This is a genomic window from Bacteroides graminisolvens DSM 19988 = JCM 15093 (assembly GCF_000428125.1).
GTDB classification, from domain to species: Bacteria; Bacteroidota; Bacteroidia; order Bacteroidales; family Bacteroidaceae; genus Bacteroides; species Bacteroides graminisolvens.
Window position 1 is genome coordinate 262079 of record NZ_ATZI01000001.1, and the last position, 23416, is coordinate 285494.

Sequence of the window (23416 nt, forward strand, 5' to 3'; positions counted from 1 at the left end):
CAGCAGACTATGAGTATATTGATAGATAAAACTACCCGGGTCATTGTACAAGGTATAACCGGTAGAGACGGTGAATTTCATACCCGTAAGATGATTGCTTACGGCACTCAGGTTGTGGGAGGCGTTTCTCCCGGTAAAGGAGGCACGAACGTTCAGGGTGTTCCGGTTTTCAATACCGTGCACAAAGCTGTTCAACAGACAAAGGCGAATACCTCCATCATTTTCGTTCCGGCTCGTTTTGCGGCCGATTGTATCATGGAGGCTGCCGATGCAGGCATTTCTCTTATTATTTGCATAACCGAAGGCATTCCTACCCAAGATGTTATCAAAGCCTACCATTATGCTAAACTCAAGGGTGCCCGGTTGATAGGTCCCAATTGCCCCGGGTTGATTACCCCTGAGGAATCATTGGTCGGCATACTTCCCGGAAGTATTTTCCGTCCGGGCAACATAGGCGTCATTAGTCGGAGCGGCACCTTAACCTACGAAATTGTGTACCAGCTTACGACTGCCGGATTCGGCCAGTCCACCGCTGTGGGTATGGGTGGCGATCCTGTTGTGGGACTTTATTACATTGACTTGCTGGACATGTTCCAAAACGATCCGCAAACAGATGCCATTGTGATGATTGGTGAGATAGGAGGCAATGCCGAAGAACTCGCGGCCCTACACATCAGTAAGCACATTACCAAACCGGTGATAGCATTCATCGCCGGACAATCGGCTCCTCCGGGCAAGCAAATGGGGCATGCCGGTGCCATTATATCCAGCGGTTCCGGAACTGCCCAGGAAAAGGTGCAGGCACTTATATCTGCCGGAGTTAGGGTGGCGCAAGAACCTTCTGAAGTACCTTTGATTTTAAAGGAGCAACTCTCCAAGTAGTAAGGCGAATATAATTAATAAAGCCATGCAGTTACAGGAATAATCCTGAAAACTGCATGGCTTTTTATGCGTTTAAGGCAGAATGATCTGTTTATTTACTTTTTTTGCCTTTTCTGCGTGCCCATCCCTCGTCGTTTGAGTCGCCTGTGATAAGCTGTTGCCAGTCGTCTTTCTTTTTAGGACCACGAGCTGTAGCATAACCTCTTTCTTCACGGCTTTTACCGCTCTTTTTCTGATCTCTGGGAGCACCGGAATAGTTTGACGAATTGCCATACTTCTTCTTAGCGTATCCTCCGCCACCGCCAGTGTTACCGGCCGGTTTTTCATCACCTGCAATTTCTACAGATACCTTGCGTCCGTTGTAAGTTGATTTATTCAGAGAGCCGATAACCGATTCAGCCAAACTATTCTCAACCTCGAAGAAAGAAAAGTTCTTCATCAAGTCAATTCGTCCTATCTCAACTCTTTTGTGCGTATTCTTGTTAACCAGCTCAATCAATTGACCGGCAAAGAAATTATCTGTTTTACCCAAATTGATGAACAGACGAGTATAGCCCGAAGTAGCGGCACGGCTTCTGCCGCCTTCTCTTCTGTCGGTACCCCTGCCATCGGTAGGTGCTTCAATTTCCTCTCTGTCACGGTAATACTCCAGGAAGCGGTTAAACTCAATGGAAACCATGCGTTTAATGACATCTTCCTTGCTTAACCATTCCAGTTTACGGTAAATAGCGGGCATAAAGTCCTCAATCTCTTCCTCGTTAACCTTGATCTTCTCGATGTCATCAATAACCTTGATGAGCTGCTTCTCGCAGATTTGCTTTCCGGTAGGCATTTCACCTGCAACGAATTTTTTGGCAATGATACGCTCTATTTCACGTAGTTTACCTTTTTCGCGCATGTTAATGATGGCGATGGAAGTACCTGTTTTTCCGGCACGACCTGTTCTTCCGCTACGGTGCGTATAGCTTTCCGTGTCATCGGGCAAACCATAGTTAATTACGTGAGTAAGGTCATCTACATCCAATCCGCGAGCAGCCACATCGGTAGCTACCAGAATCTGTATGTTTCTGATGCGGAACTTTTGCATGACCGTATCGCGTTGCACCTGAGACAACTCACCGTGCAGAGAATCGGCGTTGTAGCCCTCTTGCATCAGTTTATCGGCAATCTCCTGTGTTTCTTTACGTGTGCGGCAGAAAATGATACCGTATATTTGCGGGTAATAGTCAACGACGCGTTTAAGCGCAGCATATTTGTCTTTGGCATGTACGGTATACACCACATGCTTTACGTTGTTGTTACTTTCGTTCTTGCGTCCGATGGTTATTTCCTTGGCATTGCGAAGATAGTTTTTGGCTATTCTTGCAATTTCGGGCGACATGGTAGCCGAGAACAGCAGCGTGTTTCTTTCTTCAGGAACATCGGCCAGAATGGCGTTGATGCTATCGGTGAAACCCATGTTCAGCATCTCGTCAGCTTCATCCATAATCACATTGCCAATGGTGGCAAGCGATACCGTTTTGCGTTCCATGAGGTCCAGCAAACGTCCCGGAGTGGCTACAATAATGTGCACGCCCTTCTTTAAGCTTCTTATTTGGCTGTCAATGGACGAACCGCCATAAACCGGCAGTACCTTAAGTCCGTCAATGTATTTAGAATAATCATTTAAATCTCCTGCAATCTGGAGGCAGAGTTCGCGGGTAGGGCATAGAACCAGCGATTGTGGAACACGTTTGTTAACGTCAATTTTTTGTATGATTGGCAGACCGAAAGCAGCGGTCTTTCCTGTGCCTGTCTGTGCAAGAGCTACTACATCATTGCCTTCTCCCAACAAATACGGTATTACTTCTTCCTGAACGGGCATGGGATTCTCATATCCCATTTCTTTAATTGCTTTAAGTATTTCCGGGGAAACGCCTAACTCTTCAAAATTCTTCATTAATTCTTTAGTATATCTTTATATTCGGGCGCAAAGTTAATTATAATTATTGGTTTTTACACTCAAAGTATATAATAAAGAATGTGAAGCCCTAAATATTTGATATAAAGCAGGTTAGCATCGAATTAATTTCCGGGTTCCAGCAAAATGTTCTTTAGCTGCTGCATATCTTCCTTTGAAAGTCCCACACCTTGCTTCAGATAGGTCTTTGCATCACCGTAGTTTCGTTCAATTTCGTTGAACGCAGCATTTAAGAAACCCTCTTGAGCCGAGAAAAGCGTTGTAATGGCCTCTTGCGATTGCACCGGCAACTTATAAGCATACCTTGTTGCTTTGGGAATATTGAAGTACACGTTGCTCAAACGATAGTCTTGCATAATATCATCTGAATTGACCCCTAAAGCCGTTAATATCAAGGCTACAGAAATACCGGTCCGTCCTTTGCCCGAGGAACAGTGAATCACCACCGGGTAGTTTTCTTTGTTCAGCAATGCATGAAATAACAGTTTGAATTCTGCCCGGTTTTTGATAATCAGGTCTCGATTCATTTGTTCAACCATGCGGTAAATCGTATCTGTTTTGATTTTATTTTGCTGCAGCGCCTTGAGCACGCCCTCCATATTGCCGGTGGCAATGGGGATGTTAATCACGTTGAAGTTGTTTTTCAGAGAACACGATCCTCCTTTTTCTTGTGCGGTTCTCAGGTCGATGATTGTTTTCACACCGATGTTTTGCAACTCCTTGCAAGAGCACTTCTCGAGACTGTCGATTTCAGCCGATCGATAAATCATTCCCCAACGTACGCTCTTTCCCTGCGCTACTTTGTAGCCGCCTAAATCACGGAAATTCTGAATGCCCGGAACGTTAATGTTCCGTGTGGCAACCTTCACCCGGTAGCGATCGTTAAAGACCATCATATAATAATATCGCTTCTTGGGGTTATCGGTTACTATCGTTATTCTTTGAGCCGATATGTCGGCCATGGCTATCGGTAAGTTTTCGGCAATGGAGTCGGGATTGGTTGAAGAGTATATTTTCACTTTCCCTTCCATAACAGGTGCTGTTTCCCATTTGATGATGCAATTTCCCACGCTGTTTTCTTCGCAGACAACAGATATGCTGGGTGAATTGTCTGAACAGGAGGTGCAGACCAATATAAAATTTAGCCAACCTAACAGATATGTATACTTGCTTTGAACCATTAAAAATGAACTTTTGAGAGTTTGCTTTAGTGCAAAGATAAATAATCTGCTTATTCGACATAATAACTTAGCGAAAATTAGCCAAAGTATTATTCTTTTAACGAAATGCCACCCCGCTCCTCATAAAATGAATGAAAAAAAGTATCACCAAGTATCACCAACCTTGCAATACTCTGATTATCAGATTTTTATGTGTGATACTTTGCTAAAAAAAAAGCCTCACCAAGTATCACCAAGTGTCACCAACTTTTTTGGTAGTGATTCCTTACGAGTATAACACTATTATCTCCTATATATAAGCTTTATAATCAGCATGCTTCTGCGATTTATTTTGCAGGTGAGCAATTTTCGTCTCTACCCGGATGTACACAGTTTGTACACCCCCATGTACACGGTCTGTAGATCCGGGTGTACAAATGCCCTACACCCGGGTCTACAAAAAGTTTTGCAACCAGCTATATGAAACTTCCCTTGGCTTCTTTTGCCCGTTTGGTATTGAATGCATCGGGAAGTTATTCGGCTTTAAGATCCAGTGAAGAAGCGAATGATGGGGTGGCTGGTAATATTTCTTCTAACCTTTTTATTAATTTGCCTTGTAATTTCTCCTTATCTGTTGCCGGTTTGTTTAAGTTGCCCGATATAACCTTGCAAGGGAAATCGTTCAATTTTTATTCGTGCAAGATGAGGCTCAGCAAAAGCTTTTTAGATGATAACTTGGCTGTTTCTTTGAATCTAGATAATGTTTTCTGGGACTATAAGAAGTATAAGCTTCGCGAAGAAAATAAGTTTTATAGAAGGAAGACGGATCTGCACTGCCGTGCCATGAATATAGGCTTGTCTCTCTCATATTCTTTTGGAAAATCGGCATCAACAAAATCTGTTCATAAAGGCATTGAAGAAGAAACTGTGAAAGGTGCCCGAATGGAAGGAGGTAATTAGGGGTGATCATTTGGCAACTTATATGTAAAGCTTCTTGTTGAATATTGTATTCTTATTGTACTTTCTTGCTTGAAAAGTGCATTTTTTATGTAAGTTTGCAGAATAAAAGTCTGATGCCATGAAAACACTTTTCAAGTACACCTTATTTTATGCTTGTATCTTCTTTTTTTTATCTGAGATAGCTCAGGCGCAACCAGTATGTCAAATACAGCATTATTCAACCTATAGCGGATTGCCTCAACGTACTGTGGTTAATATTGTGCAAGATGGTAAAGGGTTTATCTGGCTTTCTACATGGAACGGATTAAGCAAGTTTGATGGCTATTCATTCAAAAACTACAAGGCCTATCCGGGAGATGGATGTACCCTTACTTCTAATCGATTGTATTCTATTACCGCCAATCAACATGGTGATATTTGGTGCCAAACTTATGATAGTCGTATCTATTTATTCGATAGCCGGCGCGAGAAGTTTATTGATGTTTTAAAACCATTTGAAACTCAAAATAATGTAAACTATAGTATTCGTCAAATCTATGCTTTAGCTAAAGGTGTGGCTTGGATTGTGTTCGATTACGGAGCTTTTCGGGTAAACGAAGGGGAGTATAAAAAAGGCGAAAGTAAAGGTGTTACACTTTACAGTAGCAAAGCCGGAAATTTACCCGGAAAGGATGTTGTGAGAGTGCTTCAGGATAAAGATGGTGATGAATGGATTTTTACTGATAAAGGCATTCAGATAGTTGGAAAGAAAACGATGCCGGGTAACACTTCGTTTAAAAACGCTTGCGAAAATGGCAATAATATGTATTTGTTGTCTGCCAATAACCGGTTGGCTGTTTATGATTTGCGTACTGAACAATTGAAGTTTTTGAAAATACCTTATGATGATATCCGCTTAAATAGCATACAGAATCTGGGAAAAGATACTATCGGACTAGGGGCCGAGAATGGTATTATTTTATTTGATGTAAGGAAGAAGAATTTTAAGTATGTAGCTGTTCACTTTGCAGCAGAAAACTCCAACGTACAAAACATCTTTAGAGACAGTCATGGAGAATTATGGATATTTTCGGATGCAACTGGTGTTAACCGATATAATCTTCGTACCGGCGAAATTGAATATTACCAAACTCCTGCTGAGGATATGCCAAATGCTGAACGACAAAGCAATGAAGGTGTATTTGAGGACGCTCAAGGCAGATTATGGGTAATTCCTCAAATGGGTTGTTTGAGCTATTATGACCGAAAAAGCAAACAATTAAAACCTTATTATACTGATTATAATGATCCGAAATCTAAATTTACTCCCATTGTATTGAGGTATTTATTAGACAATCAGAAGAATTTTTGGTATACTAATAATTATGAAATGGGCAAGATTTCTTTCTTTCCCAGTGCTTGTGTTGTAAGACCTTTAGATTCGGGATATGAAACACGAGCTTTCCTGAAAGATAGCAATAATAATTTTTGGATGGCCAATAAAAAGGGGTTTATACGAATCTTTAATGAAGATGGGAGTTTTAAGGGATATTTGACTCCATCTGGTAGCATCACTGAACAAACGGTATCTTTTGCCAGGAATATTTATTGCTTCATGGAGGATAAACAAGGAGGAATCTGGATGGGAACCAAATGGGATGGTGTTTTTAGACTCAAAAAAACAGGAAATAATCGATTTATAGTACAACAGTTTTCACACAAGGCCGATAACCCGTTTAGCTTAAGTAATAATAGTGTTTATTCCATATTCCAAGATAGCAATCAGCGTATTTGGATTGGAACGTATGGTGGAGGACTCAATTTGTTGGAGGAAAACAAAGATGGTGAGGTGAGATTTATACATAGCGGCAATTTATTGAAAAACTATCCTCAAAACAAATATACTAAAGTGCGGATTATTAAAGAGGTTGATAAGGCTCTACTAGTAGGCACAACAGAAGGATTACTCAGTATGTGCACTGAATTCAAAGATGCTCAAAAGATTAATTTTTATCAGAATATTCGCCGGCAGAATATAACTTCTAGCCTTTGTAGTAATGATGTTACTTCCATATATACTGATAGCAGAGGTCAGACGTTTGTTTTGACATTTACCGGCGGAGTTAATCAGATTGTGTCTCGAAATTTATTGACCAATAATATTCAATTTAAAACATATACCAGGCAAAATGGTTTGTTCTCGGATTTGGTGTTGTCTATGGTTGAAGATCCTCAAAGAAACTTATGGGTTATTTCCGAGGATGCTCTCTCAAAGTTTAATGCTGCGAATGGAACCTTTGATAATTATGATAAGCGATATTTGCAAAAGGAGGTTTATTTTAGTGAGGCTATACCGGTTGTGTGGCACGGTCATTTAATGTTGGGAACTGAAGGAGGGGTAATGGAGATGAATCCTGCCTTATTGAGCAAAAGTAAGTATATTCCTCGAATAGCTTTTACTGGTTTGAAAATACAGGGTGTTCAGGAATCGCTGGATATTGATGATCTCAAAGAGTTGGAGTTACAGCCTTCTCAGCGTAATGTGACATTTCAGTTTGCAGCTCTGGATTACATTGATCCTAGTGCCATTCAGTATGCATACAGGCTTAAAGGGTTAGAAGAACAATGGAATGAGGTTGATAATAATCGTTCTGCCAACTACATAAATCTCCCTCCCGGGGAGTATGAATTACAGATAAGGTCAACAAATAGTGATGGAGTGTGGACGGATAATATGCGTACGCTTTCGGTAGTTGTTATTCCTACCTTTTGGGAAACTTATTGGGCATGGGCATTGTATGTTTTTTTGTTTATCTTGTTTACAACAGCTATTGTATATACTATTCTTTATATTTATAGATTACACAATCAAATTAATCTTGAACATCAGCTTTCAAATATTAAACTAAGATTTTTTACGGATATATCACATGAACTTCGTACACCACTTACTCTTATAAGTAGTCCGGTGACTGAGGTGCTGGAGCATGAATCTCTTTCACCAACAGCGCGTAAGCATCTTACATTGGTACACAAAAACACAGAGCGAATGCTGCGCCTTGTTAATCAGATTCTAGATTTCCGCAAAATAGAAAACCGAAAGATGAAGCTATTACTGGAGAGAACGGATGTTATTATTCTATTGGAACGAGTTATGGATAACTTTCGACTGATAGCCGAAGAGAAGCATATTGATTTTCGTTTGCATTCTCAAACGGATAATATCTCAGGATGGATTGATCAGGATAAGTTTGAAAAGGTGATGTTTAACCTGATATCGAATGCATTTAAATATACGCCCGATCATAAATCGATTGCAGTTTGGGTCAGCGTAAAGGATGAGACGTTGGTACTTTCGGTTAAAGATGAGGGTATTGGTATCGATCTTAAGAAACAACAGAGTTTATTCCAGCGGTTTGAAACATTGGTACGTTATAATATTCTACAGCCTTCATCGGGCATTGGTTTATCTCTTGTGAGGGAATTGGTTGAGTTGCATCAAGGGAGTATTGAAGTGAACAGCCAACCGGACGTTGGTAGTGAATTCCTTGTTACTCTACCATTGAGTCATAGGGCTTATGAGGGGAAGGAGAATACGGAATTTATTGTTAATGACTCTCTGTCAACTGAGCAACAGGAAGCAGCTGAAGCTTGTCCCGATACGTGTACAGAAGTTGATGATCAGGAAAAAGAGCTCGTGTCTGTATTAATTGTGGAAGACAACTCTGAATTAAGAACTTTTCTTTATGATATCTTATCGGAAACTTATAAAGTTATTGAAGCTACCAATGGGCAAGAGGGGTTACAACAGGCCGTACAGTATATGCCCGATTTTGTCATCAGTGACATAATGATGCCTATGATGGATGGTCTCGACATGGTTAAAGCGATAAAATGCAATCGCGATATATGTCATATTCCCATTATTTTGCTTTCTGCAAAGTCTTCTCTGGATGATCGTATCAGTGGATTAGAGCAAGGTATTGATGATTATGTGACTAAACCCTTTAGTTCTACTTATTTGAAGGCTCGTATTAAGTCATTACTAAATCAACGTAAGCAGTTGCAGGAACTTTATTTAAAACAATGGTCGGAAAGGAAACTGGGGCATTCGATACCGGTTGTACCTATTGAACCTCCTCAACCGGAAATTGTTTGTTTCGATGAGCTATTTATGCAACAGGTTATGGAGGTGATGGAAAAGCAAATGGATAATTCGGAGCTGACAGTAGATCGGTTTGCGCAAGAGCTGGCTATGGGGCGAACTGTTTTTTATCAAAAGCTGAAAGCAATTATAGGTCTTTCGCCAGTTGACTTTATTCGCGAGATGCGCATTAAACGGGCCAAGCAATTGATGGAAAGTGGCGAATATAATGTTTCTTCAGTAGCCTATATGACTGGTTTTAATGATCCTAAATACTTTAGTAAGTGCTTTAAAAAACAGTTTGGAATGTCTCCATCCGAATATGGAAAAGAGAGAAAGCAAAATGATTAGTTTTTTTGTTTATCATACGGAAATCAAATGATTTCCGTATGATAAAAAGCTAATTTATTCGATGGTAAAAGAGTGTTGTAGCAGGTCTTCTGTTTGTGAGCTGCTACCTATCATGATGTCGTAGTTGCCGGTGCAAACTTTCATGGTGTTGGAGCCTGTGTCCCACCATTCCAATTGCTTATCGGTTAAACTAAAATCAACATTTATGGTTTTTCCAGTAGGTATATTTACACGTTTAAAAGCGCGCAATGTTTTGTTTGGCCCTTCCGAATCATGGTGCTTTCTCAAATATACCTGAACAACTTCTTCTCCGTTAACTTTGCCTGTATTGGTTATCGGTACGGAGAAATTTAATGATTCTCCTGCTTTAATTTTACTTTTGTCCAAAGCCATTTGACCGTATTCAAAAGTGGTATAGCTTAATCCGTAACCGAAATGGAAGAGGGGAGTCTGCTTCATGTAACGATAGGTTCTCCCTGTCATATTGTAATCTTCAAAATCGGGCAACTGTGAGACGCTTTTATAAAAGGTTACCGGCAATCTGCCTGCGGGGTTATAATCGCCGAACAAGACTTGGGCTACAGCAGTTCCGCCCGATTGACCGGGGTACCATGCTTGTAATATGGCTTCACACTCTTTTGTTTCGGGTTCTAAACCAATTGGCGATCCGGAACAGTTTACTAGAATAACTTTTTTACCAGCTTTATGTAATGCCGCAATGAGTTCTCTCTGAACGGCAGGTAGTTCTATGTCGGTACGATCACCCTTTTTGAATCCGGGCAAGTTTATTCCCATCTCTTCTCCTTCAAGACTGGGTGAGATGCCACCTGCAAAAACAACAATATCCGCATCTTTCACTTTGTCTACTGATTGCATTATATCAACTTCTTTTTTGAATCCCAGATCAAAATTGAGTTGTGCATCGCTTCTAAGATATTCAAAATCAAGTTCAATATGGTAAGGTTTTCCTGCCTGTACTTGTAGTGCGTAAGTTGCTTTTCGTGCACCATGTTTGTTGGAGAAGCTTTTTACTTCTTCTTGGTTTATACGCAAACGTCCTGAGCCATAGGCGTAAATTTCAAATAGTACTTCGCCGGATTGCTTTGGAGTAAATATACTGTTGTAGGTTGCCGAAAAATCGGTCAGATTAACTCCGGGGGCAAATACTGTTGCACCCGATGTGCAGAATTGAAAGGGGGTAGTAACCTGATTACGTGTAACAGGTTCTCCTTTGCGGGTGGTATTGTTCCAATAACGGGCGCTAAATCCGTTTCCGGTTGAAGATTTGCATAGGTTAAAGGCGCTGTGTATCAGTGTTCGCTCTACTAGCCCACAACCTTGTTCATAAATTAGTTTGTCCGTATGTCCTAACATTCTCCGTATGCCCTCCAATATGGTAACTGTTTGTGAAGGCATACCGTTATAATTTCCCCATTGCATAACAGAATCATTGGCGTTAGGTCCCATAACGGCAAGGGTAAGTTCGCCACGTTTTAATGGTAGTATATTATTTTTATTCAAAAGTAAGGTCATTGACTTGAGAGCAATGTCAAGTGACAAGGAATCATGCTTAGCAGAGGCAACCACTGAAAGAGGGATTTTTGTCCACGATACATTTTCTGGATTGTCCATCTCGCCTAAGGAAAAACGGGCGGCCAACAAACGTTGAACGGCTTCATCAATGGCACTTTCGTTAATCTTTCCTTGCTTAACGGCGTTGACTAGTGCTTGGTAGCTGGAACCACATTCTAAATCTGTTCCACTAAGTACTGCTGAGGCTGAAGCCGACTCGGCATCCGAATGGGTTTTATGGCCGCGATCGTTGTAAAAATCTGCTATTGCACCGCAGTCAGAAAGGACAATACCTTTGTATCCCCATTCTTTGCGCAGTATCTGCATGAGTAGACGATCACTGCCACAGCATGGTTCTCCTTCGAAACGATTATAAGCACACATTACTTCTTTTACTTTTGCTTCTTTCACCAATGCCTCGAAAGGAGGCAGGTAGGTTTCATATAAATCGCGTGGTCTGATGTTGTCTGCATTAAATTCGTGGCGATTCCATTCTGGTCCGGAGTGAACAGCGAAATGTTTGGCGCAAGCGTGGAGTTTGTCATATTTTCCATTGCTTTCACCTTGCAGTCCTTTAACTACCATAACACCCATTTGACTGGTAAGATAGGGATCTTCTCCATATGTTTCAATCCCTCTGCCCCAACGAGGATCCCGATAGATGTTAACTGTTGGTGTCCACATGGTTAGTCCTTGATATCGCTCATAACTTCCTTTTGATGTGTAATATGTATTTTTGGCACGAGCTTCGTCGGATACTGCGGTGAATACTTCAAACACATCGTTAGGTGCAAACGAAGCTGCCATACCTATGGGTTGAGGAAACACTGTAGCTAAACCGGCACGGGCTACTCCGTGTAAAGCTTCGTTCCACCAGTTGTAAGGTTTGATTCCTAATCGTTCTATGGGTTTTGAACTATCCATCATTAACATTACTTTTTCTTCCAATGTTAGTTCCTGCAACAAAAGCTTAGCTCTTTCATCAGGAGATAGAGATGTACTCTTGTAAGTTTGATGGCTGCAACTTGACAATAGAAAAAGAGGCAGCAAGTAGATTAATTTCTGTTTAATCATGGTTCCTTTAGTTTGTATGATAGTCATTAATGTAATTCTGAAATAAAAAGGGTGTATCGTATTTGTGTACAATACACCCTTTTGCAAAAAATGTCTGATGAAGTCTCCCGACTTCCTATTGCCTTATCTTTTAAGGCATGACGGTTTTAGCCCATCTCGGGTCACCGATACCCAATTTGTAAATTTCGTGGTTGCGAACTGCATCGGTGTTCTTGTAGTAAAGACCATCAAGGTTATCTACTTCGTGCATATTCGCATCCGGACTTGCATAAGGTGGGTTAGGATTTGTCATCAGGTCTGTTGGCGAAATTCCATTCTGGCCTAAATGAACTTCCAGTTCTGCCTTACCGGAGAGGTTATAGTCTGACCAGAATCCTGCACTATTTTTACTAGCGCTAAATGCTGATGCAGAGAATATGTTTCCGCTGGTCAGATTTGTATTGGTTGAATAATTCTGTGCCACATCAAATGTGATTTCACCAGAGCCATTAACTTGACGAATATCCATACCTTCCATGTATAAATTACGGGCATCTCCATCTTTCTTTGTCAGGATAAAGAGGTTTTTCTTCACCGTAATCTTACTTCCACCTGGTAAGTATCGCAGGTCAAATATCTTACGGCCGGATGAACGGGTACTGTAATTGACAAACGTATTGTTCTCTAATGTAATATTATATTGGATATTACTTGGCCACGGCAAATTTTTACCATTGTCTGTGAAGAAGCAAGTACGGGGTGAGTCATAGAATGTATTGTTACGGAATATCATATTAGCGTAAATGTTAGACTTACCTGTATCTGGGGTACCGTCACCGGCAATCCATGCATAACCGCGTCCGTTATTATCATAGTAACCGCAATTGTAGAACAGGCAGTTCTCTACGATAAATTTCTCAAAATTCTTACGGTTTGTTCCCTGAACTCGGACGAAACCGCGAATCATTCGCTGGAATGTACAGTTTTTAAGTTCAAATGATTGAAGTGTTACCGCCATACCATTGGAGTACATATTGATGAAATAGTTTCCTGTAACACTACCGTCACCATAGTTTTTAGCTAACGGACAGTCAAAGTCGATATCTTCAAAAATAAGTGATTTGATATTGATGCCACCAAGTTCTCCTGATTGTGGTTGACGACCAAACATGAAGTTCATCGCTTGTGCTGCTCCATTAACGGTTGACATACCATTCATTAACACTTTGGCCCTGCCGGTTCCTGCTTTGGTGCGTAAAGTTAGTCCTTTGCACAATGATACGTTGTTGGCTAGGTAGTAGGTTTTTCCACCTTCCAGTTCAAATATAGTACCTTCTGCTAGTGATGCATCACTATTGTAGTTTGATAAGATGGTATCAAGTCGTGAAGCATTGTATGTGGTAGCTCCTGCAATGGTATCATTCGGGTCACAGAAATGTTTTATCAGAATTGGATCTCCGGGATCTCCGTCCATACGTATCACGCAAGTGTTGTAGATAGCATCCCAACGAACTGGTATGTTTTTGTTTTCTGCGTTAATTACATATACACTGTTTTCCTGTAATCCGTCAATGTCTATGTAACCACGTTGGAAGTCGGCAGAAGTAAGGCTGTATTTCTGCCATTTCTCGGGCACTGTTGCTTGTGGATTAGTTGGAGAAGCCTCGATAGTAATGACATGCATCACAAAATTACCATTTTCATCGACTTCAAAGTTCGTTTTGAAGGTTCCGTCGTCACCAGATGTTGCATAAGCGCGATCAATGTTGATGCGAAAAGTTGTCTTAGTTACTTGATTGACAACAATGACTTCGGGAACATTGTATCTGTCTCCCGTTGTAATCCCTAAATAGTCGGCCCACTGGCGTCCGTTTCCATAGCCATACCACTTAGAATGGTAGGCTTCTCCTTTTTTCGAGAGTGTTCGTATGGCAAAGCGGTAGTCAGTGCTATACTGTAGATCTTTAATCAAAAGATCTGTTACATCGGGACCTACAATCGTATCAAATAAGATGTAATCAGGATTTTCCCAATCTTTAGCTAAACCCGAAGATACGTTGGGTTGTAAAGCCATTTTGACTTCATAACCAGCACAGTCTTTCACTCCATACCAGTAAAGTTGGATGTCATTCAGGTTAACCGCCTGACATCTATAGGGATCTGAATCACCCTTGCCGGTATTATCGTCTTTGCGGAACATGGTCATAAACTCTCTATCGGAAGAGTAGCCATCACTGCTCACCACCTCATCGTCTTTACAAGAAAAGATGGATGCAGACATGAGGAGTATCAGTATGTAACTTAATTTATTTTTCATATTGTATTCTTTTCAATTTGATTACTTAATATAACCATAATAGTTCTTATATTGACCAGCACTACGCTGTATTGCTGCATTGGGGTAAGGTAAAATATAGCGTACTACAGGTAGGCTTGATGCACCGGTTTGAGCATAAATCTCACCATCTTTTATTAAATACACATTGCCTCCCCGGTCACCACGAATAAATCCGTAGAATGAGAATAAGCACTGGTCTTTAGGACATCCGTCGGTGTCATTCCACCATCCGTAATAATCTCCTGCTGTCCATTCGGAACCCGGATATTTCTCAGATTTGTATGGATTATACAGTTCTAGTACATCTAATGTCGTATTGGGATAAATATAGGTGTTATTCGGATTATTTGTTATTTTATAATATATGGTGTAAGGCAGGGTTAATTCCAAATATCCGGGTTTACCGTCGTATTGCTCTACCGCTTCAATATAGTCAGAAGTTCCTGCTGCGTTTTCAGCCACTGCGTAGTATCGTAAGAAGCTATAATAGAGTACTTCTCCATATAAATTATTACGAACCAGGTCTTTCCAGCGCATGTTCTCACCGGCAAATTCCCATTTGCGTTCGTTGAGTATTGCTTTTAGGAAATCTGTTTTAGAACCGGAAGCCGAAGCGATGTATGCATCGATTTTATCAGAATTGGTAAATGCACGGGCACGTACCTGTCTGAGGGCTTCAATAGCTTTCGCACCATTGGTGCCACTCACTCCATCTTCCAACTCATTTACGGCTTCTGCATACATCAATAATACATCGGCATAGCGCATATAAGGATAATTGATACCAGTGTTTCCAGTGCTGCCAGCTCCTAATGTATTAGCAGAATTAGCCCAGAATTTAGACCATTTATTATTGAATACAGTGTAGTCAGTAAGAATGGATGGGGTGCCGTCGTATAAATAATACCACATTCCGTTGACATAGTCGCGACGCGCGTCTTCATCGTCAAAAGAGTAACGATAAAAGGCGTTTAAACGGGCGTTTCCGTCACTCTTTCCCCAAACATTTTTTCCGGATGTAGCGCCTTCGTAATTCTCACCCTTTGGTCCTTGAATATAACCGATGCTACCACTTGAGTTTTTCGCAAAAGGTATTTCAAACATCGAATCGTCATTGTTGTTTACAATGTAATTACATTGGTCAATAAATACTTGCCGATAGGGTAGGCGTAGTGAGTGAGTCCCGGATGAAACAACTGAATCGCAATAGGCTTGGGTTATTTGATAGTAATCTTTGTAGTTTGAAGGGCGTTGCATGGTGCCATAACTGGTTGCATTGTTCTTGTCAGGACGAAGAGAGTATCCACCGCAGGTCAGAGCCATGCGAGCAATCATTCCCCAACAGAACTCTTTTGAAACACGTTCTACACCATCACTCAGATCACGAGCGAATGACATGTAAGGTGCAATGCCTTTCAAGTCTTCGATTAATGCTTTATGAATTTCTTCACGATCAACTACAGGCATGACAAAATCATCTGATTCGAAGTTAGGAGTTAGTGAGAATGGTATATCGCCAAACAGGACTACCAGGTCATGATAAAACATGGCACGAATCACTTTTGCTTCACCTAACTGTTGCATTAATTCGGCGTCTGATGCGCTAAAAAGCGGACTGTTTTCCAAACCGTAAATGAAATTATTGGCATATTCCACTCCTTGGAAAGCGGCAATCCAGTATTTATTGATATCTCCTCCCATGCTGTTGCAATCAAAGCGACGGTAGTTATTATCTGTAGCTACCTCGCTGGTAGATATAGACATATCTACATCGCTATTTAGACAGAAGGTACTCATGTAGGCGCTACCATAGGTGCTACTGTTCAATAGTTGTGCGTAAACGCCATTTAAAGCGCGATTAATTTCAGTCTTGTCGCTGAAAACATACTCAGTGTCGTATTTCGAGATGGCATCAACCTTCAAGAAATCATTGCATGAAGAAAAGCCAACTGCAACCAGACCAGCAATAAGAATATTTTTTATTTTCATATGTAATCCGTTTTTATGTATTAGAAAGTGATGTTTGCTCCAAATACGAAACTGCGGCTGCGTGGATATCTGTTGTAGTCCATACCACTTGTTAAGCCGGTTTGTACGTCGACTTCGGGGTCGTAGCCAGAGTAGCCTGTAATAATGAAGAGATTAGATCCACTTACGTAGAAGCGCAATCTTGACATTCCCCATTTATTTGTAAGCTGTTTTGGAAGAGTATAACCTATGGTGATGTCTTGGCAACGAAGGAATGATCCATCCTCAATGAAATAAGAATGAGTTACCTTGTTGGTTACATCTGTTGGGTTCCACAATGTTTTACCTGCATTCAATTCTTTGTAGAGCTCTACCGAATTTTCAAGGTAGGTGTTTTTGTACAAGCATTCGCCATCTTCACGTACGTAGGTCCACCGATTATTGAACTTAGTCAGTACGTTGAAAAAGTTTTTGCTGTTGCTTTCTGATGATGAAAGTTGATATGCGGTGGCATTATTTACGTCAAAGTCATACATATAGTTGAAATTGGCTGTGAAGTCGATCCCTTTCCACTGTCCGCTCAAGCCAAATCCTCCTTGTACTTTGGGGTTTGTATTACCAATGATGGTTCGGTCGTCTTCTGTTATTTGTCCATCGGGTTTGCCGTTCGGACCACTGATATCTTTGAATTTGATTTTACCGGGTAGTGTTGCTTTACCCGAATTACTGTCATTAAAAACGTTATTGATAATAGTACCTTCTTTAGGTACGGCAAGGAAATTTTGATTTGGGTCAAAATCGAATTCATCGAAACCGTACAATCCATCATAAACAAATCCGTAAATTAAGCCGACTTGGTCGCCCACTTTTAGACAATAATCATTATAGCTGGATTTCCAACGGTCATTCTGATCCCAAATAACGTTATCTGTATCATTCAGTTTATCTACTTTCATTTTGTTGGAGCCAAATGTGAGGTTACCACTCAATACGTAATCTTTTCCACGAAGGATATCACCACTAATCGTTAATTCAAACCCTTTATTAGTTACCTGACCGATATTCTGCATTTGTTGCGTGTATCCCGTTGTTGATGGTACGTCCGATTTATAGAGCAAATCTTTAGTGGTATTCCAATAAACTTCAGGTGTAATAGTGAGCCGATCGCCAAACAGGCCAAGATCAAAGGCTAAATTACGCGTTAGTGTTGTTTCCCATTTAATTTTAGTATTGGCAAAAGTGCTTCCACTGGCATTTCCATACCATTTTTCTCCATTCTCAGTAACTTCACCAAAACCAGGTCCGCCTGTTGTATTTACGGAATAAAGATAGCGCCACATGTCGTTATCAATTCGATTATTACCCGCCAAACCTATTGCTGCTCTTAATTTTAGGTTGCTTATAATAGGATTATTTTCCAAAAAGCTTTCTTTAGAAAGTACCCAAGCACCTGAAATAGATGGAAAGTATCCCCATTGTTCTCCCGGAGAGAATTTGGTGGAACCGTCAGCACGGAATGTAATAGAAGCTAAATATTTATGGTCGTAGTTATAACTTGTCTGTCCAAAGAATGAAGCAGTGCGTTCGGGAGTGGATAAAGAAGACGTCGATTCCCAAGGTGTTCCCAATCCCATGTTATTGAGTGCTCTATCCGCAGAAATACTGCGAGGGAAATAGCGATTTTTTATAAAGCTTTGTTTGGTTTGATTGTGTTGAATTTCCTGTCCTAATAGGAAAGAAAAATTATGCAAATTGTCAATATCAAACCCATAAGAAGCAGTATTGGTCCAAGTGTATTTTTCAGTACGCTTATCTGTGATGGCTGCTACAGGTAGTTTCTTATTATTCTGACCTTCATCGGTCATAGCACCAAAAAAACGGTTTTCGTCGTTGAATGAGATAAAATGTGCTCCTTCTGTACGTAATGTGAGTCCTTCAATGGGTTTCCAATCCAAACTAAACTGATTGGTATAGGCATAAGAATGTTTTTTTAATGTATTTTGGTCAATGTCGCTTTTCGGGTTAGTATATTCGAATACAGCTTCATCATCCGGGTCGACTGTAGCCGGATCCCAAAAAGCAAATTCGCGCAGACCGTTGGTTGGGCGATAGCGTAGAACGTCGATGATACCTCCACTGCCTATTTTATCGCCACCAGCTCCGGTGTCGCGTCGGTATGTTAATCTTGGATTGATTGTCAGGGTTAGATTTCTAGTCAACTGAATATTCATTTTGATATTCAAATTTGTACGACGAACGCCTGAACCCATAATAATACCGTTGTCTTCTGAGTTGGTTAAAGATGCATTGAAACGGAATTTTTCGGTGCCTCCTCCTACGGTAAAGTTGGTGGAATAATTAAATGGTGTTTCGCTCATAACTTCGTCTTGCCAATCGCGTGTTGTGGCTCGTTGATAGATGTCAAGATCAAGAGGGTTACCGAAATTAGCTCGATAATATTTTGCATTTGAACTACGTGTTCCGTTTGCTGCAGCCCAATCATATTGATAACGTACAAAATCATATGTGTCCATTAGATCAAGCTTTTTCGCTAATTTGCTAATTGACATTTGTGCATTGAATCCAACTGATACTTTACCTTGTTGGGCTGATTTTGTAGTAACAACAACTACACCGTTACCACCTTTTGCACCGTAAATAGCAGTCAAAGATGCATCTTTTAAAACATCTATCGAAGCAATATCTGCGGGGGGGATATCATTTATGTTGTCAGTTTGAAAACCATCAACAATATAAAGTGGTTCGTTGCTTTGGGTAACGGACGTTCCTCCACGTACGCGAATATTGATGTCTGCTCCCGGTGCACCATCCACGGTAGTCACTTGCACGCCGGCTATTTTTCCTTGCAAAGCTACAGCTGCAGATGTGACAGGTACCGCTGCTAGTTTGGCTCCGGAAATAGAACCAACAGAACCTGTTAAGTCTTTTCGTGCCTTACTGCCGTAACCAATAACAACGATCTCTTCGATTGCTTGTGAGTCATCTTTGAGAATAACTTTTAGTGTTTTGCCGGCTACAGCATCTACTTCTTGTGTCTCCATTCCTACGTAGGAAATGACGACTCGCTTTCCTTTGCGGAGGGTAAGAGAAAACTGCCCTTCCAAATCGGTGATTACACCGTTTGAATTATTGCCTTTCTCTACTACTGAAGCTCCGATGATAGGTTCACCCTGTGAGTCAACCACCGAACCTTTTACCGTCATGTTTTGAGCAAATACTCCAATGGGTACCATTAATAATAGTACAAACAAAAGAAGTAATTTGCTTCTCAACTTTTCATTTTTTTGTTTCATGATAGCATTACTTTGGTTAAACAATTAATTATTTTCAACTTGTTAAATAGATTTCTGTTTACTCGTTAATTATTCACTGACTAAACTATTTATGTATACTTCGAGGTTTGTATATCCTTCTTTATTTAGATTCGTTTTATACCCATCTGAAGCATCTTTACTATTTAAACCGTGCTTCATTTCCCAGCTGTCGGATATTCCATCTTCGTCAGTGTCTTTTATATTAGCTGCGGTAGTTCCCCCGTTTGTTAGTACCGGCCAGGGATTGGTTGTTCCTTCGGGTGTTGCATCAGAGGGCATATCTATCAGCCCTGGAGAATCTTTTGCATTTGGAGTCACACTTCCTATGTACTGTGCTGTACCCGTTTGGGTTTCACGAATAATTCTTTTGTCTATGAGGTCACGTTGGATGGAACAACCGGCTTTTTTTAATACGAGATTATATGCTTCTTCTGCCCCATGAGTCGTAATGACGTCTGCAAACAATGGCTCTGATAAACGCATGTCTTGTTTTACTTGATCTGTAAAGGTGTTGTCGCAAGCATTCTTGTCTATTTGTTCGTAAATACCTTTTGTCCAATTGTCACGACTGACTTCGGGGTGTCCCTCAATAACATTTCCTGTTACATAAAATTTTCCCCAAACGTGTTCCATAGGGTGCCAGACGTTAGGACTTCCATCTGCTCGATGACAGTATTTTGTTGTACGAACTCCTATTGAGGCTATGCGATAGCGAATTGGTTGATTTTTGGGTGTAGCCGGACCGGGTTTGTAATAGTTGTTAACGATATTCACTTTCATTCCTTCTCCTCCATAACATCCGTTACCCGCCCAGTTGTAGAATACATTATTGCGCATATCTACATGTTCACGTTGTTGGGTGCTTGGGCGTGGTCCGAGTCGGGGTACCCGACTTTCGTGGTGAGCTAGTAAGTTATGGTGGAAAGACGCTTTATCTCCTCCCCATATTGCGCCGTAACCATGTCTTCCCTTAGCATGTCCCGCTGTGCGAAGACTTTCAGAAATCAAACACCACTGTACTGTTAGATTTTCTCCTCCGTAAACAGAACAGCATTCGTCTACAGACCAACTAATGGAGCAATGGTCAATAATTACGTTTTTACAATCCGTACTGCCTAGTCCGTCAGGTTCACCTCCTCCTTCGTTGCCAACACGAAAACGTAGATAGCGAACTATAATATTATCAGCCTGAATGGTAACCGGATAGCGTGCAATGCAAATTCCTTGTCCGGGTGCCGTTTGTCCGGCAATGGTTAAATCACCACTTACAATTCTTAAATTGTTATTTAGAAAGATTGTTCCAGCAATATCAAAGACGATTGTACGTGCTCCTTTCTGCATAACTGCATGACGTAAAGTGCCTTTTTCTAGTCCATCTTGTAGTGTAGTGACATGATACACTTTTCCACCGCGTCCACCAGTGGCATATCTACCAAAGCCTTCTGCACCGGGAAAAGCAACTAAGTTAGATGCGGTAGCTTTACACACGCCTCCCCATATCAATAATAGAAAGAGTATTTGGATGAGATATTTATCCGAAAAAGTTTGTATCGGGCTATTTACTTGTCTATTCATAGTATTCTTGAGATAACTTCAAGGTGCAAAAATAGACTGCGAAAATCATAAATTAGGGGAATATTTATCGGAAAAGGTGCATTTAGACGGAATCTCGTAACGTCACAAAAGAAACATGTAACACCTCTTTGGACTTACTCTTCAAATAGCTACTATATTTGTCTCTCTATTTTTAGTATAATGAAAAACAACAGTATGAAAAAGCTATTTTTAGTGATGACATTGCTTCAGGTGTTTACAATTTGTAATGCTGAGAAGAAAGAGTTTAAAAGCCCTGACGGCAGATTATTAGTGGTGGTTTCCGACGAAAATGGTTCCCCGTCATATTCAGTTAACTACAATGGTATCCTTTTCCTGAAACCGTCTCCGTTAGGATTACGAACAAATATCGGTGATTTTTCTCATAACATGTATTTTTCCGGAGATGTAAAGACGTCGGCTATTGATGAAACTTATCAGTTGCGCAACATTAAACAAAGTAAGGTTCATTATACCGCTACAGAAGCTGTTTGCTCATTTATGCAACAAGGGAAACGTATATTTGATGTTGTATTTCGTATCAGTAATAAGGATGTAGCTTTTAAATATAAGATATTCTCTCAAGGTGAAACCCATAGTTGTGTCGTTCAAGAAGAAGTTACCGGATTTGTTCTTCCTGAAGGCACAACAACTTTCCTTTGCCCTCAAAGTAAACCAATGGGTGGATTTGCTCGTACATCTCCCAGTTACGAAACTCCTTATACGGTAGATGATGCTTTGGGCAAAAATGGCTGGGGTGAAGGTTATACGTTCCCATGCCTTTTCAAGAATGGTAATAAGGGATGGGTTTTGATCTCTGAAACAGGAGTGAACGGCAGTTATTGCGGAAGTCGTTTACTTGGAAAGACTGATGGATTATACACCATAGGTTTTCCTCAAACAGGCGAGTGCAATGGTAACGGCACTGTTGCACCGGGTGTTGCATTGCCGGGCGAAACTCCCTGGCGAACAATTACAGTAGGCGAAACATTGGCTCCTATTGTGGAAACCACAGTTCCTTTTGATGTATTAAGTCCGTTGTATGACGCTTCAAAGGAATATGTATACGGCGGTGGCTCGTGGAGTTGGATTATTGGAATGGATGGTAGCACTGTTTACGATGAGCAAATTCGTTATATTGATTTTTCTGCAGCAATGAAATTCCAATCGGTATTGATTGATGCACTTTGGGATACACAAATAGGGCGTGATAAAATTGCAAAACTAGCGCAATACGCTGCAAGTAAAGGAGTAGCTCTTTATTTGTGGTATAATTCTAATGGCTATTGGAATGATGCTCCTCAGTCGCCTCGTGGCTTTATGGACAATGCCATTGCGCGACGCAAAGAGATGAAATGGATGCAAAGTATTGGGATTAGGGGCATAAAAGTTGATTTCTTTGGTGGCGACAAACAGCATACCATGCAACTGTATGAAGATATTTTGGCTGATGCCAATGAGTATGGACTGCTTGTTGTGTTCCATGGATGTACTTTACCTCGGGGCTGGGAAAAAATGTATCCTAATTTTGCGTCTGCCGAAGCGGTACTAGCCAGTGAAAATCTTCATTTCTCTCAAGGAAGTTGTGACAATGAAGCGTTTAACGCCTGCCTGCATCCTTTTATTAGAAACACTGTGGGCAGTATGGACTTTGGAGGAAGTGCCTTAAATAAATATTATAATGCAAACAACGCCCCAAGAGGTAGCCGTAGGGTGACTTCCGATGTTTTTGCATTGGCTACTGCTGTTTTGTTCCAGAGTCCGGTCCAGCATTTTGCCTTGGCGCCTAATAACTTGACAGATGCACCTTCATGGGCCATTGACTTTATGAAGCAAGTTCCTACTACATGGGATGAAGTACGTTACATTGACGGTTATCCTGGAAAATATATCATTTTAGCACGTCGCCATGCCGATAAATGGTATATTGCGGGGGTTAATGCCCAAAAGGAAACACTGAATGTTAAAGTTCATTTGCCAATGATATCAGCCGGCGAATCTGTACAGATCTATACCGATAACTTGCAGTTGGAAGGTAGTACAAAGCAAGTCAAAATGAATAAAAAACAGGAAGTTCAGTTATCAATACCTTGTAACGGTGGAGTTTTGATTGTAAAATAG

Annotated in this window: 11 protein-coding genes; 4 read left to right on the forward strand and 7 right to left on the reverse strand. The window is 40.8% G+C overall.

All coding sequences use genetic code 11. The annotated features are described in order from the left end of the window. Positions 1-9 precede the first annotated feature (9 nt). On the forward strand, positions 10-882 hold the full coding sequence (gene sucD / locus C511_RS0101110; RefSeq protein WP_027317667.1) for a succinate--CoA ligase subunit alpha: 873 nt from the start codon (positions 10-12) through the stop codon (positions 880-882). A 91-nt stretch (positions 883-973) separates the two neighbouring features. Here the strand turns inward: sucD and C511_RS0101115 are convergent, their stop codons facing one another. Together C511_RS0101115 and C511_RS0101120 are read right to left on the reverse strand one after the other, a co-directional pair. After that, the gene (locus C511_RS0101115; protein ID WP_027317668.1) at positions 974-2821 is read right to left on the reverse strand and encodes a DEAD/DEAH box helicase; all 1848 of its coding nucleotides are present in this window, start codon (positions 2819-2821) and stop codon (positions 974-976) included. A 125-nt stretch (positions 2822-2946) separates the two neighbouring features. Next, entirely contained in the window at positions 2947-4023 is a 1077-nt protein-coding gene (locus C511_RS0101120) for a tyrosine-protein phosphatase (protein ID WP_024995475.1), read from the reverse strand. Positions 4024-4431: 408 nt separating this feature from the next. Between C511_RS0101120 and C511_RS0101125 the strand changes: the two genes are divergently transcribed. Together C511_RS0101125 and C511_RS0101130 are read left to right on the forward strand one after the other, a co-directional pair. Then, complete coding sequence (locus C511_RS0101125; protein WP_394356813.1) at positions 4432-4962, forward strand: outer membrane beta-barrel protein; 531 nt, start codon at positions 4432-4434, stop codon at positions 4960-4962. Positions 4963-5080: 118 nt separating this feature from the next. Beyond that, positions 5081-9436, forward strand: a complete 4356-nt coding sequence (locus tag C511_RS0101130; RefSeq protein WP_027317670.1) for a hybrid sensor histidine kinase/response regulator transcription factor — start codon at positions 5081-5083, stop codon at positions 9434-9436. Between the two features lie 54 nt (positions 9437-9490). Here the strand turns inward: C511_RS0101130 and xyl3A are convergent, their stop codons facing one another. The 5 genes from xyl3A to C511_RS0101155 all read right to left on the reverse strand — a co-directional run bounded on the left by xyl3A (position 9491) and on the right by C511_RS0101155 (position 21277). After that, on the reverse strand, positions 9491-12082 hold the full coding sequence (gene xyl3A, locus C511_RS0101135) for a xylan 1,4-beta-xylosidase (protein ID WP_394356814.1): 2592 nt from the start codon (positions 12080-12082) through the stop codon (positions 9491-9493). Between the two features lie 130 nt (positions 12083-12212). Further along, a complete protein-coding gene (locus C511_RS0101140) occupies positions 12213-14378 on the reverse strand; it encodes a DUF4957 domain-containing protein (RefSeq protein ID WP_024995473.1) in 2166 nt (721 codons plus the stop codon). A 21-nt stretch (positions 14379-14399) separates the two neighbouring features. Then, a complete protein-coding gene (locus tag C511_RS0101145) occupies positions 14400-16388 on the reverse strand; it encodes a RagB/SusD family nutrient uptake outer membrane protein (protein WP_024995472.1) in 1989 nt (662 codons plus the stop codon). A 20-nt stretch (positions 16389-16408) separates the two neighbouring features. Continuing rightward, a complete protein-coding gene (locus C511_RS0101150) occupies positions 16409-19681 on the reverse strand; it encodes a SusC/RagA family TonB-linked outer membrane protein (protein WP_024995471.1) in 3273 nt (1090 codons plus the stop codon). 69 nt (positions 19682-19750) lie between these two features. Continuing rightward, positions 19751-21277 (reverse strand): polysaccharide lyase domain-containing protein, encoded by a 1527-nt coding sequence (locus C511_RS0101155; RefSeq protein ID WP_051260425.1) that lies wholly within the window; start codon positions 21275-21277, stop codon positions 19751-19753. 195 nt (positions 21278-21472) lie between these two features. Here C511_RS0101155 and C511_RS0101160 point away from each other — a divergent pair, with 195 nt between their 5' ends. Continuing rightward, positions 21473-23416, forward strand: coding sequence for a glycoside hydrolase family 97 protein (locus C511_RS0101160; protein WP_024995470.1), 1944 nt, complete (start codon positions 21473-21475; stop codon positions 23414-23416).